The organism is Marinactinospora endophytica (genome assembly GCF_054780875.1).
Genome location: NZ_BAAGVM010000019.1, coordinates 15,508 through 35,005, shown reverse-complemented (window position 1 = coordinate 35,005; position 19,498 = coordinate 15,508). Strand labels below are relative to the sequence as shown.

Below are 19,498 nucleotides of genomic sequence, written 5' to 3'. Positions count from 1 at the left end.
GAATGGCGCCGCACGGGCGGGACGCCCGTGCGGCGGGACCGGTCGTTGCGATGGGTGGTGGACGCCTAGGGGGCCGTGGTGACCCCGTGCCGGGCCTTGTGGCGGGCGATGAGATCCCTGAACCAGTGGTAGCTGTCCTTGGGGACGCGCTCCAGGGTGTCGTAGTCGACCCGGATCAGGCCGAAACGCCGTTCGTAGCCGTAGGCCCACTCGAAGTTGTCCATGAGGGACCACACGAAGTGGCCCCGCACGTCCACCCCGGCCCGGATCGCCGCGGCGACGGCGTCGAGGTGGTCGCGGATGTAGTCGATGCGGTCGCTGTCGTGGACCCGGCCATCGGCCTCCACCCGGTCGTCCTCGGCCGAACCGTTCTCGGTGATGTAGATGGGGGGCAGGCCCGGGTAACGACGGTGCAGGTCGACGAGCAGGTCGGTGAACGACGAGGGGACCACGGGCCAGTCCATGGTGGTGTGGCGGGCCTCGGCGAAACGCACCTCCTCGACTCCGATGTCGGTCGCCGTGCGCAGGGCGGGGTCGGCCTCCTGGTGCGGGGCGTCGCGCAGCATGACCGGCCGGTAGAAGTTGACGCCGAGGAAGTCGAGCGGCTGGGAGATGGTCTCCAGGTCCCCCTCCACCCGGTAGGAGCCGTCGGCGAGCCGCCCCCACGTCTCGGCCTCGTTGACGGGGTAACGGGCGTTGAACAGGGGGTCCAGCCAGACCCGGTTGTGCAGGGTCTCGGCCCGGTCCACGGCCGCGTGGTCGGCGGGGGAGTCGCTGGCCGGGACGAGCCGGTCCAGGTTGAGGGTGATGCCGACCTCGACCGGCCGGCCGTGGACCTGGGCGGAGGCGCGCAGCTCCCGGACGGCCAGGCCGTGGGCGAGCAGGAGGTGGTGGGCCGTGGCCAGCGCCGGTGTCCCCTCCCGGGTTCCGGGGGCGTGGCGCCCCACGGCGTGGCCGACGAAGGAGGAGCAGAACGGCTCGTTCAGGGTGATCCAGCGCCGCACCCGGTCGCCGAGCCGGTCGGCGGTGGCCCGGGTGTAGGCGGCGAAGTGCTCGGCGGTCGGCCGGACCCGCCAGCCGCCCCGGTCCTCCAGCGCCTGTGGCAGGTCCCAGTGGTAGAGCGTGACGACGGGCTCGATGCCCGCCTCCAGCAGGGCGTCGACGAGCCGGTCGTAGAAGGCGAGCCCCTCGGGGTTGACGGGACCGTCGCCGCCGGGCACGACCCGCGGCCAGGCGACGGAGAACCGGTAGGCGTCCACGCCCAGCTCCCGCAGCAGCGCGACGTCCTCACGGTAACGGTGGTAGTGGTCGCAGGCGACGTCACCGGTCTCCCCCCGGGCCACCCTGCCGGGGATGCGGCAGTAGGTGTCCCAGATCGAGGGGCCGCGGCCGTCCTCCTTGACGGCCCCCTCGATCTGGTAGGAGGCGGTGGCCGTTCCGAAGAGGAAGTCGGCCGGCAGGTCGGGCAGGTCTGCTGTCATGTGTTGTCCTCGCTGTCTGTGCTGACTGGTACTGGGTCGGGGCCCGCGGTGCGGGGGAGGCGGCCCGGGTTCCGGTGCCGGGGCTACTTGATCGAGCCCCCGGAGATCCCGGCGGCCACGTACTTCTGCGCGACGACGAGCAGCACCGCCGCGGGGATCGAGGAGAGGGTCGCCACCGCCATCACCGCTCCCCAGTCGCCGACGTGGGCGCCGATGTACTCGTAGATGCCGAGCGTCACCGGCTTGACCGCGTCGGTGGTGTTGAGCGTCAGGGCGAACAGGAAGTCGCTCCAGGCGAACAGGAACGTGAACAGCCCGCCGGTGATCAGGGCGTTGCGGCTCATCGGCACGACGACGCGCAGCAGGGTGCGCATCCGCCCTGCCCCGTCGACCATCGCGGCCTCCACGACCTCGCCGGGGATGGAGACCATGAACGCGCGCAGCAGGACGATGGTGAAGGGGATGCCCAGGGAGGCGTCGGCGAGGATGAGGCCGAGGTAGGAGTTGACCAGGTTCAGTTCGACGTAGGCGTTGTACAGGGCGTTGGCCACGACGATGCCGGGCACCATCTGGGTGATGAGGGTGCCGAAGACGACGGTGCGGGTGCCTGGGAGCCGGAAGCGGGCCAGCGCGTAGGCCGCCGGTGTGGCGACGACCAGGCACACCGCGACCGCGCCCAGCGCCACCAGCAGGCTGGTGAGCAGGTTGCCGGCCTGCGACTCCCAGGCGCGGCGGAAGTTCCCCAGGTCCAGGGTCCGCGGAAACCAGCTCAGCTCCGCCGCCGAGGTCCCCGGTTGCAGGGCCGTGTTGACCATCCAGTACAGCGGGAACAGCAGGATCACCAGGATCACGGTGCCCAGGACGAGGCTGCCCGCCCCGGCGCGGTCGATCCCGCGCGTTCCCCCGCGGCGCCGCCGCCCGGGCCGTGCCGCCGTGAGCGCGCTCATCTCCGCTCCTCCAGTCCGTCGCGGTTGGCCCGCAGGTAGATCACCGCGAAGACCATGCTGATGAGGATCAGGACGTTGCCGACGACGGCGCCCTGGCCGAAGTCCAGTTGCAGGAAGGACAGCTGGTAGGTGTAGGTGCCCAGCGTCTCGGTGGCGTGGGCCGGTCCCCCGTTGGTGAGGGCCAGGATCAGGTCGAGGATCTTGACGGTGGACATGAAGCCCAGGACCAGCACCACGGTCACCACCGGCTTCATCATCGGCAGGATGACGCCGAAGAAGGCGCGGAAGGGGCCGGCGCCGTCCAGCAGCGCCGCCTCGCGCACCTCGCGCGGGATCTCCTGGAGCCCGCCGTAGAGGATCACCATGTTGAACGGGATCCCGATCCAGATGTTGACCAGGATCACCGAGATCAGCGCGTGGTCGGGGCTGCTCAGCCAGGGGATGGCCGAGGAGACCACGCCCAGCCCCTGAAGGGCCTCGTTGACCACGCCGGTCTCCTGGTCGAGGACGCGCCGCCACACCGTTCCGGCCACCACCATGGGGATCAGCCAGGGCAGCAGGAGCAGCGAGCGCATGACGCCCGAGAGCGGGAAGCGCCGGGAGAAGAACAGGGCCAGCGCCATGCCGATGGTGAACTGTCCGACCAGCGACCCCACCGTGAACAGCAGGGTGTGCCACAGGGAGGAGGCGAACAGCTCGTCGGTGAGGACCGCCCACCAGTTCTCCAGGCCGGTGAAGGGGGCCTCTCCGGTGAAGTAGGTGGCGGGCGTGTAGTCCTGGAAGCTCATCACGACGTTGCGGACGAGCGGGTAGCCGAAGAAGACCAGCATGTAGAGCACGGCCGGGGCGACGAAGAGCCACTGGGCGAGCCGTCCGCGCCGTCCGGGTCCGGCCCCCACCCCCTGGGAGCGCTCCCGCACAGCAGGTGCCGATGTCCTGTTGACCATCATCGTCATGACCGGCTCCTCAGCTCCGACTCGACCTGGGCCTGGGCCCGGGCGAGCGCGTCGGCCGGGGAGGCCTCACCGGTCAGGGCCGCCTGAAGGGCGGTGCCGATCGCCTGGGAGTAGACGTTCCAGTCGGTCCCCACGTTCTGGGTGCGGCTGCGCGCGGTCTGCACCTGGTCGACGAAGGCCGCCAGCTGGGGCACCTCCTCGCGGTAGCGCTCGGCGGCCTCGGCGTCGACCGGGACATTGCTGCCCTTGGTGGACCAGTCCAGCTGCGCCTCGGGGGTGGTCAGACAGGCCACGAGGCGGGCGGCCAGCTCCTCGCGTTCGGGGTTCTCGCTGTTGCGGGGGATGGTGTAGGTCTCTCCCCCGATGGGCGCCACCGGCGTGGCACCGGCCTCGGGGACCGGGATCTCCACCACGGCCCACTCCAGGTCGGGGTGCTCCCGCAGGACCGGCATCTGCCAGGGGCCGTTGACCATCATCGCCGCGTTGCCCGCGATGAACTGGTCGTTGACGTCGGCCTGGGTCCAGTTCACCGCCGAGCGCGACGCCAGACCGTCGTCCAGCAGCGACGTGACGAACTCCAGCGCCTCCACCGCCTCGGGGGCGTCGAGGTCGCGCTCGTCGCCCCCGTTGGACCACAGCCAGGGCAGGAACTGATAGACCCCGTCCTCGGTGGCCAGGGCGCTGATCGCCAGTCCGTAACGGTCGCCCTCGGTCAGCGCCGCCGCCGTCTCACGCAACTCGGCCCAGGTCCGCGGCGGTTCCACCCCGGCCTCCGCCAGGATGTCGACGTTGTAGAACAGGCCCAGGGAGTTCACCGAGCGGGCGGCACCGTAGTAGACGCCCTCGTGGCTGCCGAAGGAGATCGCGCCCTCCGACAGCGTCGCGGTGGACAGCCCCAGCTCCTCCAGGGGTACCAACCCTCCCGTCTCGGCGAACTGCGGCAGGTCGGAACCGTCGATGATGAGCACGTCGGGCAGCGACCCCGAGGAGGCCATGCGCAACGCCTTGGGGACCAACTGGTCGGCGGGGACGCTGAGCTGCTGCACCTGGACGCCGTTCTCGGCGCCGCACCGGTCCATGACCTCCTGGTCCCAGGAGTGGTAGGGCTCGTCGGTGCCGGAATTCATGATCGTGTAGACGCCGGGATCGCGCTCGGCCGCGCATCCCGTCGCGAGGAGGGTGAGCGCCACCGTCGCCGCCGTGAGAGGTAAGGCGGGGGGTGGCCGGTGGGGTAGGAGTCTCATGGTGGGTCTCCGTCATCGAACCGGGCGGGCGGCCGGAAGGCCACCCGCCCACCGGGACAGGGGGCGGCGGATCGTGGGAGAGCTGGATCGAGAAACGGGAAAAGGGGTCAGGGAGCCGGCGCGACCGTGCCACCCCGGATGAGGCGGGGCGGGATCAGTTCGCGTCCGGCGGTGGGCCGGGAGGCCGCCGGGTCGGCGGCCAGCTCGACGGCCAGACGGGTCACGGCCACCGACATCTCCCGGACGGGCAGCTCGACACGGGTGGCGTCGATCCCACCGAGGTCCTCGGGGAAGTTGCCGACGGCCACGAGCGAGACGTCGCGGGGAACCTGGATCCCCCACGCCGCCAGGTGACGCAGGATGCCGGGGATCGCCGCCGGATGCTGGACGGCCAGCGCCGTGGGCGGATCCTCGGCGTCGAACAGCGCGTCCAGCCGGCGCAGCAGCTCGGCGGGATCGCTGCTGGAGGGGCACACCGGGACCGGCACGCCGAGCTCGGCGGAGGCCCGGCGCACACCGTCGATGCCGCGCACCGAATAGCTGCGACGGTCACGGATGTCCTCCTCGACCGTCGCGAGGTAGTGGATGTCACGGTGCCCCGCCTCATACAGCGCGCGCACCGAGACCGCGGCCGCCTCCTCCCAGTCGAGGTCGGCCCACGCGACGGCGGACTCCTCGGCGGGACGGCCCAGGACCGCCACCGGGAAATCGAGCTCCCGCATGGCGTCGATGCGGGGGTCCTCCATCTCGACCCCCATGAGCACGGCGGCGTCGGCGAGCCTGCTGCGGGCGACCCGCTCCAGGCCGGCCCCGCCCGGACCGGCGTCGCGGCCGGTGATGAGCAGGACGTCGTAACCGTGCTCCCCCGCGGCCTCGCTGAGGCCGTACATGAACCGCCCGCCCACCGGGAGATACCCCCGGGAGGAGGACAGGGGCAGCGCCAGGGCGATGACGTTGGTCCGGGTGCTGCGCAGCGAACGCGCTCCGGCGTTGGGGTGGTAGCCGAGACGTTCGATGGCGGCGCGGACGGCCTCGCGGGTCTCCTCCGAGATCTTCCGGGAGCCGCTGAGCACGTAGGAAACCGTGCTCGGCGCCACCCCGGCGGCCCGGGCGACGTCCTTGATGGTGGCCATGGCTCCGCCTCCCCCTTGTCGAATCGATTCGACTCGATGCCGAGTTACGGCGTCGAATCGATTCACCATTGCGACGCATGTTAAGAACGGGTTTCCGCGCGGTCAATCCCCTCGCGGGCACGAGTTCGCTCCGGGTCCCCTCCGAACCCCTCCACTCGGCGGGCGCATACCCTGGAGGACGCCATGACCACCACCACCTCGACCCCCGCCCGCGGCGGGCAGCGCAGCGTTCTCGCCGAACACCAGTGGCGGCCCCTGGAGGAACGCCACCACGAGCGCGCGGACGCGCTGCTGGCGGGCCACCTCGACCGGCGCCGACGCGGCGTCGCCCACCCGGTCGAGGACTTCCTCTTCACCTACTACAGCCACAAGCCCGCGCACCTGCGCCGCTGGCACCCGGGACCCGGCGTCGTACTGCTGGGCGACGGCGCCCGCGACCGCCTCGACGGGCGCTGGTACCGCGAGGCCCCCGGCGGGGGAGTCGAACTCGACGTCGCCGCGTTCCGCGCCGCGCGGGCCACCCCGCTGCGGTTCGTCACCTCACTCCTGCGCGCGATCGACCGCCGCCCCGCCAACTTCGGCTGCTTCGGCCTGCACGAGTGGGCCATGGTCTACCGGCTCCCGCCCGAACAGGTACGGCACTCCGCCGTGCCGCTGCGCCTGGGGCCCGAGGGCACCGACCGCGTCGTCGAGGAGCACCGCATCCGCTGCTCCCACTTCGACGCCTTCCGCTTCTTCACCCCCGAGGCGCGGCCCCTCAACCAGCTGCACCCCACCCGCGACAGCCAGGTCGAACTGGACCAGCCGGGGTGCCTGCACGCCACCATGGACTACTACAAGTGGGCCTACAAGCTCGCCCCTGCGGTGCCGGGCGACCTCGTCCTGGACTGCTTCGAACTGGCCCGCGACGTGCGCGAACTCGACATGCGCGCCTCGCCCTACGACCTGTCCGCGCACGGCTACACCCCCGTCGCCATCGAGACACCCGAGGGCAAGGCCGAATACGTCACGGCGCAACGCTCATTCGCCGAACGCGGCGCCGCGCTACGCGCCCGGCTCCTCCAGATCTGCGAGACCCTGAACACGGCACCCGACCGGGACTGAGGCGTGCCGGGATCCCTCCAGGGATGATCAGCGGTTCGAGCCCCACCGCAACGATCGCGCGAACCTGTTGCTATCCCTCCAGGGATGATCAGCGACCGGCGGCCAGGCCGTCCAGCCAGGGGGAGGTGACGTTGCTATCCCTCCAAGGATGATCAGCAGCCAGTCCCGGCCGCTACACCCTGACCCCCATCACCGTGTTGCTATCCCTCCAGGGATGATCAGCGGCACCTGCCTGCGGCCCAGTGGGTGATCCACCCGGTGTTGCTATCCCTCCAGGGATGATCAGCGACTCGTGCCGTCCCTGAATGTCGGGGAGCCAGCCCAGTTGCTATCCCTCCAGGGATGATCAGCGGCCCGAGAGTAAAGTCCCAGGTCAGAGCCGCCTCGATGGTCACTTGGAGACCCATTTTCGCAGCGATCCGCCGGTAGTGCATCAGTGCAGGTGGAAGCGTTACGGTTCAGTCTTCCTCTCGCGATGTCGGCCCTCGCTCTCGACGAGAGCGCGCCGGCCGCGGACACCCCCGTCCCTCCCGGCGGGAGGCCCTCCGTCACCCGGCCGGGAGAGGCGTTGCGGAGCGGCATCGGAGGCGGCGGCCCCTGCTCCGGCGCGTCCGCGCGCTCAAAGGCGTCATCGCACCGTCCGGCCGGGCGAGGCCCTCGTCCGGACGGCCGTTCGGCGTCGTCGTTCACCGCTCGACGTCAGCGCTCACCGCGCCGGCCGGCGTCGCGTCCCCCCACCCCGCGGGGATGCGCTCCAGCACGCCGCCGCGGAACACGTCGTAGAGCCCGAGCGGCTCCAGGTGGACGTAGCCGATGTGGCAGTCGCACAGGGCCGCCGGGCACGATCGTGGGCGCAGCGCGGCGCGGAACGAGCCGTCGTAGAGGTTGCCCAGCTCCGTGGGGACGAAGTGGCAGCGGCGCACCCGCCCCTCGCCGTCCACCGACACGACGCTCTCCCCCGTCCGGCAGGGCAGGCCGCGCGATGCGTGGGCGTGCCTGCTGTGGTGGAACAGCGGGTCGATCCCCTGCCAGTCGGCGGCCTCGGCGTCGCTGTAGGCGTGGCCCTCGGCCGCGTTCACCCACACATAGACCTCGCCCGGCAGCTCGGCGCGCAGCCGGCGCGCGGCCTCCAGGTGCTCCGGCAGGCCCACGACGCCGACGCTGAAGCGGACCCCCAGGTCCAGCAGCTCCCGGCACTTGCCGAGGAACCGGTCGTGGGCGACCTGGCCGGGGTGGTAGGTGGTCCACAGCGCGGCCGTGGACCGGTCGCAGTCGGCCAGCCAGCCGGTGCGCCCGCTCAGGTTGGTCTGGATGGCCACCCGTTCCACGTGCGGCAGGTGGCTGAGGTCGACGATGGCGCGCCGGTACCACGACCGCACCAGCCCCTCGCCCCAGGGGGTGAACAGGACCGAGATGCGCGTGCCCGGCGCCGCGCGGCCCTGGTCGGCGACCCAGGCGGTGAAGCGTTCCAGCGCGGCCCGGTCGGCGCGCAACCGCTCCGGGGAGTCGCGCCGCTTGGCGAAGGGACAGTAGGGGCAGTCGTAGTCGCAGCTGGCCAACGGGCCGCGGTACAGGATCGTCAGGTGCTCGGGCAGGCTCATCGCGCGTCGTACCCCGCCATCGACGCGGTGACCCGCGGGGAGAAGAACAGGGGGCCGATCGCGTCGGAGTGGGCCAGTCCCTCGGCCGTGAGGAGCGGGCGCTCCCCCTCCGCGTCAGAGCCCGGGACCAGCCAGCCGCGCGCCGCCAGCTCCGCGAACTCCGCGGGGAAGTCCGCGGCGGGGTGGGAGGCGAACCTGTCGCGGTACAGGTCCGGGTCGACGCCTTCGGCGCGCAGCAGCGACTGGAGCAGGTGCCTGCGCCGGCGTTCCCCCTCGTCCAGCCGGAACCCGACCTCGGCCCGTTCGAACCCGGCGCGGTCCCGGGCGGTGTAGTCGGCCAGGATCGCCCGCACCGCGCCGACCCCCACCGCGTAGTCGAACGAGTAGTGCAGGTCCGCGGTGTAGGAGCGGGCGCCACAGCCCAGCCCCACCATCCCGTCGCTCTGGCAGCAGTAGTCGGGCCCCTGCGCGCGCGGCGCGTCCCCACGTTCGAACATCCGCATCGACACCTGGCGGTAGCCGTTGTCGAGCAGGTGGTCGCGCCCCTGCCGGTACAGGCTCAACCGGTGGTCGTCCCAGTCGCGGGCGCGACGGCCCAGGCCCGTCAGCGGCCGGACGTAGAGGGGGTAGAGGTAGAGCTCCTCGGGCTCGCGCTCCAGGGCCGTGTCCAGGGAGTAGCGCCAGGTCCGCGGGGTCTGGCCGTCGATGCCGTAGATGAGGTCGATGTTGAGCGCGGCGTCGGTGCGCGCGCGGATCGCGTCCAGGGCCCGGTCGACCTCGGCGCGGCGTTGGGGCCGCCCCGCCGCGTGGGCCTCGGCGTCGATGAAGCTCTGCACGCCGATGCTGACGCGGGACACGCCGTGCTCGGCGAGCACGTCGAGCCGGTCGGGGGTGGCCGTCGCGGGCGAGGTCTCCACCGAGGTGGGGATCGCCGCGAGGTCCGCGCCGAGCACCCGCCCGGCGATGTCGTACAGGCGGGCCAGCTCGTCGGCCGTCAGGTAGGTCGGCGTGCCGCCGCCCAGCGCGCCGCGCGCGTAGCGGGCGCCCGGGATCGCCTCGGCCACCGCCTCGGCCTGGCGTTCCAGGGCGTCGAGGTAGGCGGCGACCTGTTCGGCGGGCGGGGTGGAGCGGGTGAACAGGTTGCAGAACCCGCAGCGCATCTCGCAGAAGGGGACGTGCAGGTACAGCGAGAGCGCGTCGCGGGGCTCACCCGCCCACACCTCCCTCAGCCGCGGCCGGTCGGGCAGTGGCCGGTAGGCGGTCTTGTGCGGATAGGCGTAGACGTAGGAGCGGTAGGGGGAGTCCTCCCCGGGCTCGGAGGGGGCGAGGGGGGTGATGTCGAGCGAGGTCACGGGGCGGGGTCCTCCAGGGGGCGGTGGGGCAGCGTGAACTCGGCGTAGGGGACCGTCCAGACCGTCTCGTGGCCGATCCGGTGACCGGTGTGGCCGTCCTCGCCGTAGGCGGTGCCGTGGTCGGAGCACACGATGGCGAAGCAGTCTCGGCGCGAGGCCGCCGCGGCGAACAGCCGGGGGATGTGCCGGTCGACGTACTCCAGCGCCGCGGCGTGACTGGCCGGGGTGTCCCCGTCCGCCGCGGTCGCGCCGGGCAGGTGGAACCAGTTGGGCTGGTGCAGGGCCGCGACGTTGACCAGCAGGAACAGCCTGCGCTGAGCGGGGAGCGCGGTGACGACCTCCGCAGCGCGCGCCACCTGGTGCTCGAAGGAGCGCGGGTCGGCCACGCCGAAGGAGGGCTCCCAGTGGCTCTCGGCGAACATGTCCGGCAGCACCGAGCCCAGTGGGGAACGGCGGTTGAAGAAGCCCGTCCCGCCCACGCAGGCGGTGTGGTAGCCGGCCGCGGCCAGGCCCGAGACCAGGTCGGGGGCGTCGAACACCCAGGTGCGCTCCCCCGTGGTGGCGCTGCCGGGGAAGGCCGCGGCGAACAGGCGCGGGTGCGGGCCGGGAGCGGCCGGCGTGGGCAGGAACCCGGCCAGCATCGCCTGGTGGGAGGCGTAGGTGAAGCTCGCCGGGGCGTGCCGCCGCTCCCACCCCCCGCCGGGCAGCACCCTCGACAGGTTGGGGGTGCGCCCCTCCTCGGCCAGCCGTTGGGCCACGTCGTAGCGGAGCGTGTCCAACGTGACGAGCAGGATGTCGTGGGTGCCGACGATCGCGTTCATGTCGACGCTCGGCGTCACACCGGGCATGTCGCCTCCATCCGTTGCAGCGCGCGCACCTGCTCGGCGTAGGTGTCGCGGCCCTCGTGCAGCACCCCGGGCAGCAGGTCGCCGAAGGCGTTGACCTCGCACACCGCGAAGGACCGCAGCGACGGCGCCACCAGCAGGTCCACGCCGGCGTGCAGGGTGCCCGGGAAGCACGCGGCGGCCCGCTCGGCCACCGCCATCGCCCGCGCCCAGGCGTCCTCGCCCATCCGGGCGCGCAACGCGGTCAGGTCGCCCCGCGCGTTGCCCAGGTGCAGGTTGGTCATCGGGGAGCGCGACGCGCGGGCCACCACGTGGGTGGCCCGGCCCGCCACCACCAGCACCCGCAGGTCCACCGCGCGGCCCTGGTGGACGACCTTGGGCAGCCGGCGTTCGACGTGCACGCGCTCGGCGCACAGCGCGTCGACGAGTGTCGCGACGTCGGCCTCGGACTCGTAGGTGCGGATCACCAGGCTGTTGTACAGCTCCACCCCCGCCGCGGTGCGGACGAGGTCGGCGGAGGTGTCGGCGCGCACCCGGTCGCGTCCCGCCGTCAGGGCCACCACCCCCGACGCGGAGGAGCCGTGGGCGGGTTTGACGAACACCCGGCCCCACCCGCGCCGGGCCATGCCGGCGCGCAGGGCGGCGTAGTCCTCGACGGGACCGTCGAGCGCCGGCGGCACGGGGACGCCCGCGGCGGTGAGCAGCGCGTGGCAGCGCCGCTTGTCGGACATGGTGACGAGGTCGGCCGGGTCCTGGACCAGCCGGGCGCCGGGGGTGGCCGCCACCTCCGCGGCCAGCCGGTCCAGCGCGGCGCGAAAACCCGCGTGGAAGGCCGCCGACCCCTCGACGCGGTACAGGTCGGGCGGGTGCGGCAGGCCGCGCAGCAGCCGCGCCGTCTCGGGGTCCTCGCCCGGCGAGTCGACCCGCACCAGCGCTCCCGGCGGGACCTTCACCTCTCCGGCCGCCAGCCCCCGCCACGGCAGCACCACGGGGTCGGGGCGGCCCGCGGCGCGCAGCGCGGCGGTGAACAGGGCGAGCCGGCGCCCGCCGGGGACCGCGACCACCGCGACCGGGCGGGGCCGCGCAGAGGTCATTCGGTGACCTCCGGGTAGTAGTGGACCTGGCCGTCGTAGACGTCGGGCTGCTCGCGCTCGCTCAGGTCGATCTCGACCCCTGCCGCGGTGAACGCCTCCCGCAGCCTGTCCTCCATCTCCTCGGACAGGAAGTGGTGGTGCAGGTCGAGCCGCCGCAGTCCGCGGAAGACCGGCGCCTCCAGCAGGACGCGACCCCCGGTGTCGGTGAGCGTGCCCAGGGACAGGTCGAGGTCGGGCACCCGGCCGGTGACGGCCGCGTCGGCCAGCCGCGCCACCAGCTCGTCGGTCCACTCCGCGTTGCGCAGGCCCAGCCGCGACAGGCGGGGGAACGGCTCGGCGTCGAGCAGCGGGGCGAGGTCGGCGACGGTGCTGCTGCCGCCGTAGTACTCCGACCCGAACCACATCTCCAGGTGTTCCAGGGCCGGCAGGTCCGACCCCAGCACGCCCCGGACCACCTCGGCGGGCAGGCCGCCGGTCTGGAACACCAGGCTGCGCAGCTCGCCGTGGCGCGTGGCCGGGAACTCCAGGCTGGTGCTGCCGCGCACGACCAGTTCGCGCAGTCCGGGAAAGGCCGCGAGGAGCGGCGTGACGTCGGTCTGCTCGATCCAGGAGATCTCGGTCAGCTCCATGGTGAACTCGCCGAAGAACAGCGCCCGCAGCGCCGGGAAGCGCGCGGCGTGCTCGACCAGCAGGTCGCGGGGGACGCTCCCGGAGTCCTCGTACCCCTCCCCCCACGTGCCGATCACCAGCGCGGTGACCCTGGTGGTGTCCACGACCTCCAGGAAACGGGCGAAGTGCAAGGGGAATTTGGGATACCGGTCGTCCCACGGGTCGACGTCCAGGCGCCAGGCGACCGCGCCCGGATCCGCGACGGCCTCGGGCAGCGGTCCGTCCGGTGGGAGGTCGACCACCGGCAGGCCCCCGAACTCGGTGATCTTGTCGTAGATGTCCATGCGCCGCTCCTGGATCGCGAAATGTCCGGCCCGAGAAGACATATCAGTGGCACACGACATCTCCGCGCCCGCCGCGCGGGGCCCGCCGCGCCCCGCCGGGCGGACCGCCGGTTCCCGACCCTCTCCGCAGGTGGGAACATGGACGCCGGTGACGGCGCCGCCCTCACCCGCCGGAAGGCGACGAGGAGACGGGAGGGGACGGGTGGACGTCCAGGGGCTGGCCGGCCGGATCAGGGAGACGAGCTACGGGCCGGCGAGCGCGCAGGCGGTCGAACGTCAGGTCGCCGCCATCGCGCGGCGCCTCGGCGAGCTCGCCGCGGACTTCGGCTACGACGCCGACGACCTCACCCCGCCCCAGGCCGCGGCGTTGGAGGACAGCTACGTCGCCGAGCGGACCTTCCCGCACGTCGAGGCCGACGACATCCGCGAGATCCACGAGGCGCACGAGCCGGGCGCGATCCCGCACAACGACGACATCACCGTCTTGGCCGTCGATCCGGAGCTGTGGGAGGACTACGCGATCATGAGCGCCGGCGAGGCCCAGCGCCTCGGGTTCCGCGTGCTCTACCACGCCGCCCGGCTCGCCGAACGCCTCGACGGCGCCGAGCTCACCGACGACCTCGCCGAACGCATCGCCTGGGAGGTCACCAGCGAGGTCGCCCCGGGCTAGCCGCGCGGGACGGCACCGCGGCCGAGGGCCGGCGAGGGACGAACGTCATGTCGCGGGACGCAGCGGGGCGGCGTCGGCGGCGTCGCGGCCCGAGCGCCAGCCCGCGTGGTCGTGGACGCCGCGGACCCGGCTCGTCACCGTCTCCGGGAACATCGCGTCGGCGGCCTCGGCGACCGCGACGTCACGGGCGGCCAGCACCGGCAGCAGGTCCGCCTCCGGCGCCCGCTCCCGCGCCTCCTGGCACGCGGCGTCCGCGGCGGCGTCGAGCCGCTCGCCGATCCGCTGCGCGAAGGCCGCGAGGAACGACTGGCGGAAGGTCTTCGTGCGCTTGCGCCCGCCGGCGCGCTGGCGGGCCTCCGCGGCGACCATCGCGGTGTCGGCCTGCACCAGCAGCGAGGTGAACAGCAGCTCGACCGCCTCGACGTCCTCGGCGAACCCCACCACCGTGGACAGCCCCACCCCCTGGTCCCACACCGCGCGGCACCGGTTGGCGCCGGCCACCACGTCGAGCAGGACCGCCTTGGCGGTGTCGTAGGGGTCGTCGACCGGCAGGCGACGGCTCACCGGGCCCTCCCCCTGCGCGCCCTCCTCCACGGCCAGCAGCGCGTGGTCGATGCTGTGGCGGGCCATCAGCTCCTGGGCCCGCGCGGTCAGCGCCTCGGCCTCCTGCGGGAACTCCGTGGACTCGGCCTTGCGCAACAGGGCGCGCACCCGTTCCAGCATCCGGGAGGGCACCGCCGCGGCCCCGCGCGCCGCGGCCACCGGGGCCGGGCCGCGGCGTCCCCTGCCCGGCGGTGGGAGCAGCGTGGCCATCGCGGGAAGTCTCGACAGGGTGTGCAGGACCTCCAGGGCCGCTTCCACCCACTCGGCCCGGTAGGCGTTCTCCCGCGCGGCCCACCCGGCGACGTAGCCGTCGTCGTCCTCCCACCACACGGTCGCGCCCAGGGCCTCCAGCTGCGCGCTCCACCGCTCGTCCACGGTCGCGGGGTCATAGCGGCGCGCCTCGGCCGCGATCACGTCGGTGGCGAGACGGGCGTGGAGGGCGCCCTCGCCCCCGCCCTCCGTGTTCTCCCGGCGGACGTGGCGCACCAGCTCGGCCGGCTGCCAGCCGTTGGGCCAGGCGTAGGAGACGGTGCGGACCAGCCGGGTGAACAACGCGCGGTCGACGGCCCGGCACGCCGCCTCGTCGGGCCGGGCGACCAGCCGGTCGGACCGGCGGCGCGCGTCGTCGGAGTCACCGCGCGCCAGGGCGGCCAACGCGGCGGAGATCAGCTCGTCGGGGGAGGCGGCGTCCCCGTCGCGTTCCGCCCGCGGGGCCTCGCCCCCGGCACCGCCCCGGTTCCTGCCCGACCTGCCCACGTTCTCCTCCACGGCCCGCGACCGCCCCTCGTGACGGTCTGCTCCCGGTCCGGGCGCTCCCCGACCTGCTGCGGAGCGTACCCGGCCGTGGCGGTGGTCGGGGACGGTGTCCGTCCCAGCCCGCAGGACATCGAGGCGGTCATGTATAGCGGTTTCCAAACCGACCGTTATAGGGTCGGGGGACCAGTCTCACCCCTCCCCGCCGATCGTCACCCCTTTCCCTGCGACAGCACCAATACGAAATAAGGACAGAAGCACCGCACATTCCCCCCGCGTACACGAACGAGAATTGTGTATTCTCAGGCGGAGTTTTCACCTCCCCGTCGCGCGATTACTCCTCTCCGTAACCGGGAAATGAAACGAACACCGCACATCCAGACGGAGAAGAGGGAAGATGAAGCTGACCATGCTCTGCAAGGACCAGGGATCCGGCGGCGAGGGCTGCCCCAGCGTCTACCTTGCCGACACCGGGGAACTGGTGGTGCAGGGTGCGCAACTGTCCCACGACGACCTCTCCTCGCTGGAGAATCCACTTCCGGGCGAAACCGCCGTGCGTATCGCCCCCGAAATCGTCATCGAGGCCATCAGGCGGTACCAGGCTCGCGGATGACTGGAAATCACCATGGGACTGACATTCACCTCACTGGAGGAGAACAAATTCCAGCACCTGTTCGAGGAATTCTCCTACACCGCGTACCGGCTCGAGACGCTACAGACCTACGGCGTCCCCTATGAACTGGAGGAGTTCCGGCGTTTCCGCTCCGGCCAGTCACGCGGAGCGTTTCCGGGGATCTCACGCTGGATCGACCGCGTACGTAAGGGAGGCGGACAGGGAAAGGTCTTTCATCGCGTACACGTCGTATCCGAGCCGTTGTCGGATTACGTTCGCTTCGAATGCGCCTGGTCCTATCGGCACACGGTGCGCGCGGGAGAGGACGTGCGCATCCTCCCGGTCGACGCGACCGGATGGCCCGACGGCCTTCCCCGCAGCGACTATTGGCTCTTCGACTCCTCGGTCCTGGTGTGGATGGACTACGCCGCGGACGGAGCCTTCCGCTCCGCGGAGCTCGTCGACGACCCGGCCGCCGTCGTCCAGGCGAATCTCTGGCGTGACCGCGCCATACACCTGTCGATCCCTTTCACCCAGTACGAGCAGGGCTTCGACCCCATGTTCCTTCCCCGCTGACCTCGTCTCCGGAGCCATGGATGCCCCCCTCCCACGAAGAGGCGAACCGACTGACGATCAACGAGGCCGTGGGAGCCACAGGAGCGTCGATCCAGGCCGGGGTGGTCCACGGCGGCGTCCACGTGGAGCTCCCCAAAGGCTCCATCGCCGTGGCCCAGCGGCAGCTCCCCCTGGCCGTGTCCGTGTTCGTCGACCGCCGTTCCCACCTGGCGACGCTGGACTCCTTCACCAGCCCCCACGACGAGAAGGCCCCAAAAGTCACCGTGTCCGCCATCACGGGAGCCCCCGGGGTCGGCAAGACGGCGCTCGCGGTGCACTGGGCCCACCGGGCCCGGTCGCACTATGTGGACGGGGACCTCTACATCGACCTGCGGGGGTACGGCCCCGGCCCCCGGGTCGAACCGGGGCAGGCCCTCGGCGCGCTGCTCCTCTCCCTCCAGGTGCCCCCCGACCGGATCCCCCCCGACATCGACGGCCGGGCGGCGCTGTACCGCTCGGTCCTCACCGGTAAGAGGATGCTGATCCTGGTCGACAATGCCGCCAGCGCCGACCAGGTCCGTCCCCTCCTCCCCGGTTCGTCGGCCTGCCTGACGATCGTGACCAGTAGGAACGCCCTTCCCGGTCTTGTCGCCCGCGAAGGGGCCACACGAATGGTGCTCGAGGTGCTCTCCCTATCCGAATCTCTCGCCCTGCTCCGCCGCATCATCGGCGACGAGCGGATCGACTCCGACCCCGAGGCCGCGGAACGGCTTGTGGCGCTCTGCGCACACCTGCCCCTTGCCCTGCGCATCGCGGCCGAACGTGTCACCGGCCGCCCCCACGCCGGGCTGGCCGAGTTCGTGGCCGAACTCGAGAACGAGAGAGAGCGCCTGGACGCCCTGGAGGTCGAGGACGACGAGTTGAGCGACATACGGGCGGTCTTCGCAGCCTCCTACCACAACCTGGACCCCGCCGCCGCCCGTCTGTTCCGGCTGGCCGGATTGCATCCGGGACGCGAGATCGGGCTGCACGCCTGCGCCGCCCTGGCCGACCTCACGGTCCCGACCACGCGAAGGCTGCTGGAACGGCTCTCCCGAACCCACCTCCTCACCGTCACGGAGACCGGCCGGTACCGCTTTCACGACCTGCTCCGGCTCTACGCGCTGGAGCGCGCGGAACAGGACGAAGCAGAACAGGAACGCGAACTGGCGCTGCGCCGCCTGACGAACTGGTACCTCCACACGGCGGACAACGGTCACCGTGTCGTCCTCCCCTCCTTTCACACGGTTCCGCTGCCCGAGATGACGGGCGCCGGAGTCCCCTTGTCCTTCACCGGCGTGGACGAGGCGATGCGCTGGTTCGAGGACGAGCGGGGCAACCTGGTCGACGTTCTCCAGGCCGCGGTGGAGCGCGGCCAGCACGACCTGGCGTGGCGGCTCCCCGCCGTCATGTACGGGTTCTTCGAACTGCGCGGACATTGGACGCAATGGCGCGACATCCACCTGCTCGGGCTCAAGGCCGCCCGGGCGCTCGGAGACGACCTGGGCCAGGCGTGCAACCTGCTCGGCCTGGGAGACGCCAACTGGCTGCTCAAACGCTCCGACGAGGCGTGGGAGTGCTACCGAAGCGCCGTCGAGGTCGCGCGGCGCTGCGCAGACGGCTGGATCGAGGGGTTCGCCCTGCGTCAACTCGGTGTGCTCCTGATCGAGCGACAACGCCCGGACGAGGCGCTCGCCCTCACCGAACAGGCCCTCTCCGCGTTCCGGGCCGCCGGGGAACAGCGCGGCACCGGCATGGCGCTCCTCACCCTGGGCGACTCCCACCGCAAGCTGGGACAGTCCGCGCAGGCGATCCGCTGCCACCAGGACGCGGTGGAGGTGTTCCGCGGAATCGGGGACGAGTGGAGTACCGCCTGGGGACTGTGCGCGCTCGGCGAGACCGTCGCCGAAACGGGACGCTGGACGGAGTCACTCGACCACTACGCTCACGCCCTCGCCACCTTCCGCGCCTTCGGCAACCGGCGTAACGAGTTGCGGGCGCTCATCGGCCTGGCCGAGGCTCACGCCGCGCTGGGACGGATCGAGGAGTCCCGCGACCACTACCGTGTCGCCGCGGAGCTCATCGAAGAGCTCGGCGACGAGCAGACCGCCGACCTCAGAAGGCGCCTTCCCGGCCATGACGCTGACGGTCCGGCGCGGTCACCGCTCTCCCCTGGAGGGTCCGGGTGAGCCCCTCCCCCGACGTCGTGGTCGGCGCGGGCGACCTGGCCGCGCGCTACCACGCCGAAATCCGTCACCTCTACGACGAGGTGTTCCTCCGGCCTCCGTTCCTCTTTCAGGACGGCGCCGCCGAGGCGCACGAGGCGGAACTCCTCCGGCTACGGGCCGACGCCACGTTCACGGTCGCCGTGGGATCGGCCGGGGCGCGGATCGCCGGATTCGCCTACGGGCACCGCCTTCCCGTGGACCACCGCTGGTGGGGACGGTTCCCCACCCCACTGGACGAGGAGCTCACCCGCGAATGGGAGGGGCGTACGTTCGCGGTGGTCGATCTCGCGGTCCGTCCGGGCCTGCGCCGGCGCGGGTGGGCGACCCGCCTCCTCGGCGCCCTCCTCGCGAGCCGGGATGAGGAACGCGCCGTGCTCTCGGTGCAGCCCGACGCCACCGCCGCCCACGCGCTGTACCTGCGCACGGGGTGGCGGCTCGTCGGCCGGAAAGGGCCGATACCGGGAACCGTCCCGCCCTACTGGGACATCTACCTGAGGGAGCTCCCTCCCCCACGGCGCTGAGGAACCCGTGGCGGGTCGCCCGCCACGTCGCTCAGGGCAGCCTCCCCACGTGGGCCAGGGCCTGGCGCAGCAGCACGCCGTGCCCCCCGGTCATCTCCTGTTGGACGTCGGGGCCGGCCGCCTCCTCGGGAGTGAACCAGACCAGGTCGAGCGCGTCCTGGCGGGGCCGGCAGTCGCCGGCGACCGGGACGACGTAGGCCAGCGAGACGGCGTGCTGGCGGGGATCGTGGTAGGGGGTGATCCCGGGGGTGGGGAAGTACTCGGCGATCGTGAACGGCTGCGGCGAGGTGGGGATCCGCGGCAGCGCCATCGGCCCGAGATCCTTCTCCAGGTGACGTAGCAGCGCGTCGCGGATCCGCTCGTGGTAGAGGACGCGGCCCGAGACCAGGGCCCGGCTGATCGTGCCGTCCTCTCCGACACGCAACAGCAGACCGACGTGGGTCACCGTGCCGGTGTCGTCGACCCGCACCGGCACGGCGTCGACATAGAGGATCGGCATCCGATCGCGCGCCGCGTCCAGTTCCTCGCGGGAGAGCCAACCGGGCGTGGTGTCCGTTGCTTCGCTCATGTGGCCGTTCTACCGCATCGACCCTCCGCCGCACCTGAGACCCGCACCACGCCGTCCGGACATTCCCCTCTCCGAGGTCGACCGTCCCCGTCCCTGTGCGGCGCGCCCGAGAGCCGGACGCCCCTTCCCGCCGCTCACGGCCGAATTTCCCGTGTCCTCGGAAAGGAAATCAACAGGAAACGCGAAACGATTGATGGCGAAGTGCTCCTCCCAGCAGGATTTCAGTATGGCCTCACAG

18 protein-coding genes and 1 CRISPR repeat array are annotated in these 19,498 nt (G+C 72.1%); of the genes, 6 read left to right on the top strand and 12 right to left on the bottom strand.

Features of this window, described 5'->3' with window-relative positions:
• Positions 1 to 65: 65 nt before the first annotated feature.
• The 5 genes from ACYVHU_RS25355 to ACYVHU_RS25335 all read right to left on the bottom strand — a co-directional run bounded on the left by ACYVHU_RS25355 (position 66) and on the right by ACYVHU_RS25335 (position 5,761).
• Positions 66 to 1,481: a beta-glucosidase gene (locus ACYVHU_RS25355; protein ID WP_498949687.1), complete on the bottom strand. Its 1,416-nt coding sequence runs from the start codon at positions 1,479 to 1,481 to the stop codon at positions 66 to 68.
• Positions 1,482 to 1,564: 83 nt separating this feature from the next.
• On the bottom strand, positions 1,565 to 2,428 hold the full coding sequence (locus ACYVHU_RS25350; protein WP_078764001.1) for a carbohydrate ABC transporter permease: 864 nt from the start codon (positions 2,426 to 2,428) through the stop codon (positions 1,565 to 1,567).
• A complete protein-coding gene (locus tag ACYVHU_RS25345; protein ID WP_235001194.1) occupies positions 2,425 to 3,258 on the bottom strand; it encodes a carbohydrate ABC transporter permease in 834 nt (277 codons plus the stop codon). Before ACYVHU_RS25345 ends, ACYVHU_RS25350 begins: the two co-directional genes overlap by 4 nt.
• 122 nt (positions 3,259 to 3,380) lie before the next feature.
• Complete coding sequence (locus ACYVHU_RS25340) at positions 3,381 to 4,628, bottom strand: sugar ABC transporter substrate-binding protein (RefSeq protein WP_078763999.1); 1,248 nt, start codon at positions 4,626 to 4,628, stop codon at positions 3,381 to 3,383.
• A gap of 107 nt (positions 4,629 to 4,735) precedes the next feature.
• A complete protein-coding gene (locus tag ACYVHU_RS25335) occupies positions 4,736 to 5,761 on the bottom strand; it encodes a LacI family DNA-binding transcriptional regulator (RefSeq protein ID WP_078763998.1) in 1,026 nt (341 codons plus the stop codon).
• A gap of 183 nt (positions 5,762 to 5,944) precedes the next feature.
• On the opposite strand from ACYVHU_RS25335, the gene ACYVHU_RS25330 reads away from it, so the two are divergent.
• The gene (locus tag ACYVHU_RS25330; protein ID WP_078763997.1) at positions 5,945 to 6,865 is read left to right on the top strand and encodes a 3-methyladenine DNA glycosylase; all 921 of its coding nucleotides are present in this window, start codon (positions 5,945 to 5,947) and stop codon (positions 6,863 to 6,865) included.
• 5 nt (positions 6,866 to 6,870) lie between these two features.
• Positions 6,871 to 7,217: a CRISPR direct-repeat array (repeat unit 28 nt; unit sequence GTTGCTATCCCTCCAGGGATGATCAGCG).
• Between the two features lie 334 nt (positions 7,218 to 7,551).
• Here ACYVHU_RS25330 and ACYVHU_RS25325 read toward each other — a convergent pair.
• From ACYVHU_RS25325 to ACYVHU_RS25305, 5 genes are read right to left on the bottom strand one after another with little or no spacing between them, the layout of a single operon-like run.
• The gene (locus ACYVHU_RS25325) at positions 7,552 to 8,466 is read right to left on the bottom strand and encodes an STM4011 family radical SAM protein (protein WP_078763996.1); all 915 of its coding nucleotides are present in this window, start codon (positions 8,464 to 8,466) and stop codon (positions 7,552 to 7,554) included.
• Positions 8,463 to 9,818, bottom strand: a complete 1,356-nt coding sequence (locus ACYVHU_RS25320) for an STM4012 family radical SAM protein (protein ID WP_078763995.1) — start codon at positions 9,816 to 9,818, stop codon at positions 8,463 to 8,465. Before ACYVHU_RS25320 ends, ACYVHU_RS25325 begins: the two co-directional genes overlap by 4 nt.
• Positions 9,815 to 10,666 carry an STM4013/SEN3800 family hydrolase gene (locus ACYVHU_RS25315; RefSeq protein WP_432936533.1) on the bottom strand — a complete coding sequence of 284 codons (852 nt, stop codon included), beginning with the start codon at positions 10,664 to 10,666 and terminating at the stop codon, positions 9,815 to 9,817. The genes ACYVHU_RS25320 and ACYVHU_RS25315 overlap by 4 nt, the downstream gene beginning before the upstream one ends.
• Positions 10,654 to 11,757 (bottom strand): STM4014 family protein, encoded by a 1,104-nt coding sequence (locus ACYVHU_RS25310; RefSeq protein WP_078763994.1) that lies wholly within the window; start codon positions 11,755 to 11,757, stop codon positions 10,654 to 10,656. The genes ACYVHU_RS25315 and ACYVHU_RS25310 overlap by 13 nt, the downstream gene beginning before the upstream one ends.
• Positions 11,754 to 12,710, bottom strand: a complete 957-nt coding sequence (locus ACYVHU_RS25305) for an STM4015 family protein (RefSeq protein WP_078763993.1) — start codon at positions 12,708 to 12,710, stop codon at positions 11,754 to 11,756. Before ACYVHU_RS25305 ends, ACYVHU_RS25310 begins: the two co-directional genes overlap by 4 nt.
• 202 nt (positions 12,711 to 12,912) lie before the next feature.
• Between ACYVHU_RS25305 and ACYVHU_RS25300 the strand changes: the two genes are divergently transcribed.
• Positions 12,913 to 13,380, top strand: a complete 468-nt coding sequence (locus tag ACYVHU_RS25300; protein ID WP_078763992.1) for a hypothetical protein — start codon at positions 12,913 to 12,915, stop codon at positions 13,378 to 13,380.
• A 45-nt stretch (positions 13,381 to 13,425) separates the two neighbouring features.
• On the opposite strand, the gene ACYVHU_RS25295 is transcribed toward ACYVHU_RS25300, so the two are convergent.
• Positions 13,426 to 14,739 (bottom strand): DUF2786 domain-containing protein, encoded by a 1,314-nt coding sequence (locus ACYVHU_RS25295; protein ID WP_498949685.1) that lies wholly within the window; start codon positions 14,737 to 14,739, stop codon positions 13,426 to 13,428.
• Between the two features lie 394 nt (positions 14,740 to 15,133).
• Between ACYVHU_RS25295 and ACYVHU_RS25290 the strand changes: the two genes are divergently transcribed.
• Genes ACYVHU_RS25290 through ACYVHU_RS25275 form a run of 4 tightly spaced genes read left to right on the top strand, consistent with a single transcriptional unit; the run spans position 15,134 to position 18,692 of the window.
• Positions 15,134 to 15,349: a hypothetical protein gene (locus ACYVHU_RS25290; protein ID WP_078763990.1), complete on the top strand. Its 216-nt coding sequence runs from the start codon at positions 15,134 to 15,136 to the stop codon at positions 15,347 to 15,349.
• A gap of 12 nt (positions 15,350 to 15,361) precedes the next feature.
• On the top strand, positions 15,362 to 15,925 hold the full coding sequence (locus ACYVHU_RS25285) for a DUF6879 family protein (RefSeq protein ID WP_078763989.1): 564 nt from the start codon (positions 15,362 to 15,364) through the stop codon (positions 15,923 to 15,925).
• 20 nt (positions 15,926 to 15,945) lie between these two features.
• On the top strand, positions 15,946 to 18,132 hold the full coding sequence (locus ACYVHU_RS25280; protein WP_078763988.1) for an ATP-binding protein: 2,187 nt from the start codon (positions 15,946 to 15,948) through the stop codon (positions 18,130 to 18,132).
• The gene (locus ACYVHU_RS25275) at positions 18,129 to 18,692 is read left to right on the top strand and encodes a GNAT family N-acetyltransferase (RefSeq protein WP_078763987.1); all 564 of its coding nucleotides are present in this window, start codon (positions 18,129 to 18,131) and stop codon (positions 18,690 to 18,692) included. The genes ACYVHU_RS25280 and ACYVHU_RS25275 overlap by 4 nt, the downstream gene beginning before the upstream one ends.
• A 31-nt stretch (positions 18,693 to 18,723) precedes the next feature.
• On the opposite strand, the gene ACYVHU_RS25270 is transcribed toward ACYVHU_RS25275, so the two are convergent.
• Complete coding sequence (locus tag ACYVHU_RS25270) at positions 18,724 to 19,260, bottom strand: NUDIX hydrolase family protein (protein ID WP_078763986.1); 537 nt, start codon at positions 19,258 to 19,260, stop codon at positions 18,724 to 18,726.
• Positions 19,261 to 19,498 lie beyond the last annotated feature (238 nt).

What these genes read in the sequence shown, in the direction of transcription:
- ACYVHU_RS25355 (WP_498949687.1), bottom strand. Translation starts at nt 1,481, where the DNA reads ATGACAGCAGACCTGCCCGACCTGCCGGCCGACTTCCTCTTCGGAACG.
- ACYVHU_RS25350 (WP_078764001.1), bottom strand. Translation starts at nt 2,428, where the DNA reads ATGAGCGCGCTCACGGCGGCACGGCCCGGGCGGCGGCGCCGCGGGGGA.
- ACYVHU_RS25345 (WP_235001194.1), bottom strand. Translation starts at nt 3,258, where the DNA reads ATGCTGGTCTTCTTCGGCTACCCGCTCGTCCGCAACGTCGTGATGAGC.
- ACYVHU_RS25340 (WP_078763999.1), bottom strand. Translation starts at nt 4,628, where the DNA reads ATGAGACTCCTACCCCACCGGCCACCCCCCGCCTTACCTCTCACGGCG.
- ACYVHU_RS25335 (WP_078763998.1), bottom strand. Translation starts at nt 5,761, where the DNA reads ATGGCCACCATCAAGGACGTCGCCCGGGCCGCCGGGGTGGCGCCGAGC.
- ACYVHU_RS25330 (WP_078763997.1), top strand. Translation starts at nt 5,945, where the DNA reads ATGACCACCACCACCTCGACCCCCGCCCGCGGCGGGCAGCGCAGCGTT.
- ACYVHU_RS25325 (WP_078763996.1), bottom strand. Translation starts at nt 8,466, where the DNA reads ATGAGCCTGCCCGAGCACCTGACGATCCTGTACCGCGGCCCGTTGGCC.
- ACYVHU_RS25315 (WP_432936533.1), bottom strand. Translation starts at nt 10,666, where the DNA reads ATGCCCGGTGTGACGCCGAGCGTCGACATGAACGCGATCGTCGGCACC.
- ACYVHU_RS25310 (WP_078763994.1), bottom strand. Translation starts at nt 11,757, where the DNA reads ATGACCTCTGCGCGGCCCCGCCCGGTCGCGGTGGTCGCGGTCCCCGGC.
- ACYVHU_RS25305 (WP_078763993.1), bottom strand. Translation starts at nt 12,710, where the DNA reads ATGGACATCTACGACAAGATCACCGAGTTCGGGGGCCTGCCGGTGGTC.
- ACYVHU_RS25290 (WP_078763990.1), top strand. Translation starts at nt 15,134, where the DNA reads ATGAAGCTGACCATGCTCTGCAAGGACCAGGGATCCGGCGGCGAGGGC.
- ACYVHU_RS25285 (WP_078763989.1), top strand. Translation starts at nt 15,362, where the DNA reads ATGGGACTGACATTCACCTCACTGGAGGAGAACAAATTCCAGCACCTG.
- ACYVHU_RS25280 (WP_078763988.1), top strand. Translation starts at nt 15,946, where the DNA reads ATGCCCCCCTCCCACGAAGAGGCGAACCGACTGACGATCAACGAGGCC.
- ACYVHU_RS25270 (WP_078763986.1), bottom strand. Translation starts at nt 19,260, where the DNA reads ATGAGCGAAGCAACGGACACCACGCCCGGTTGGCTCTCCCGCGAGGAA.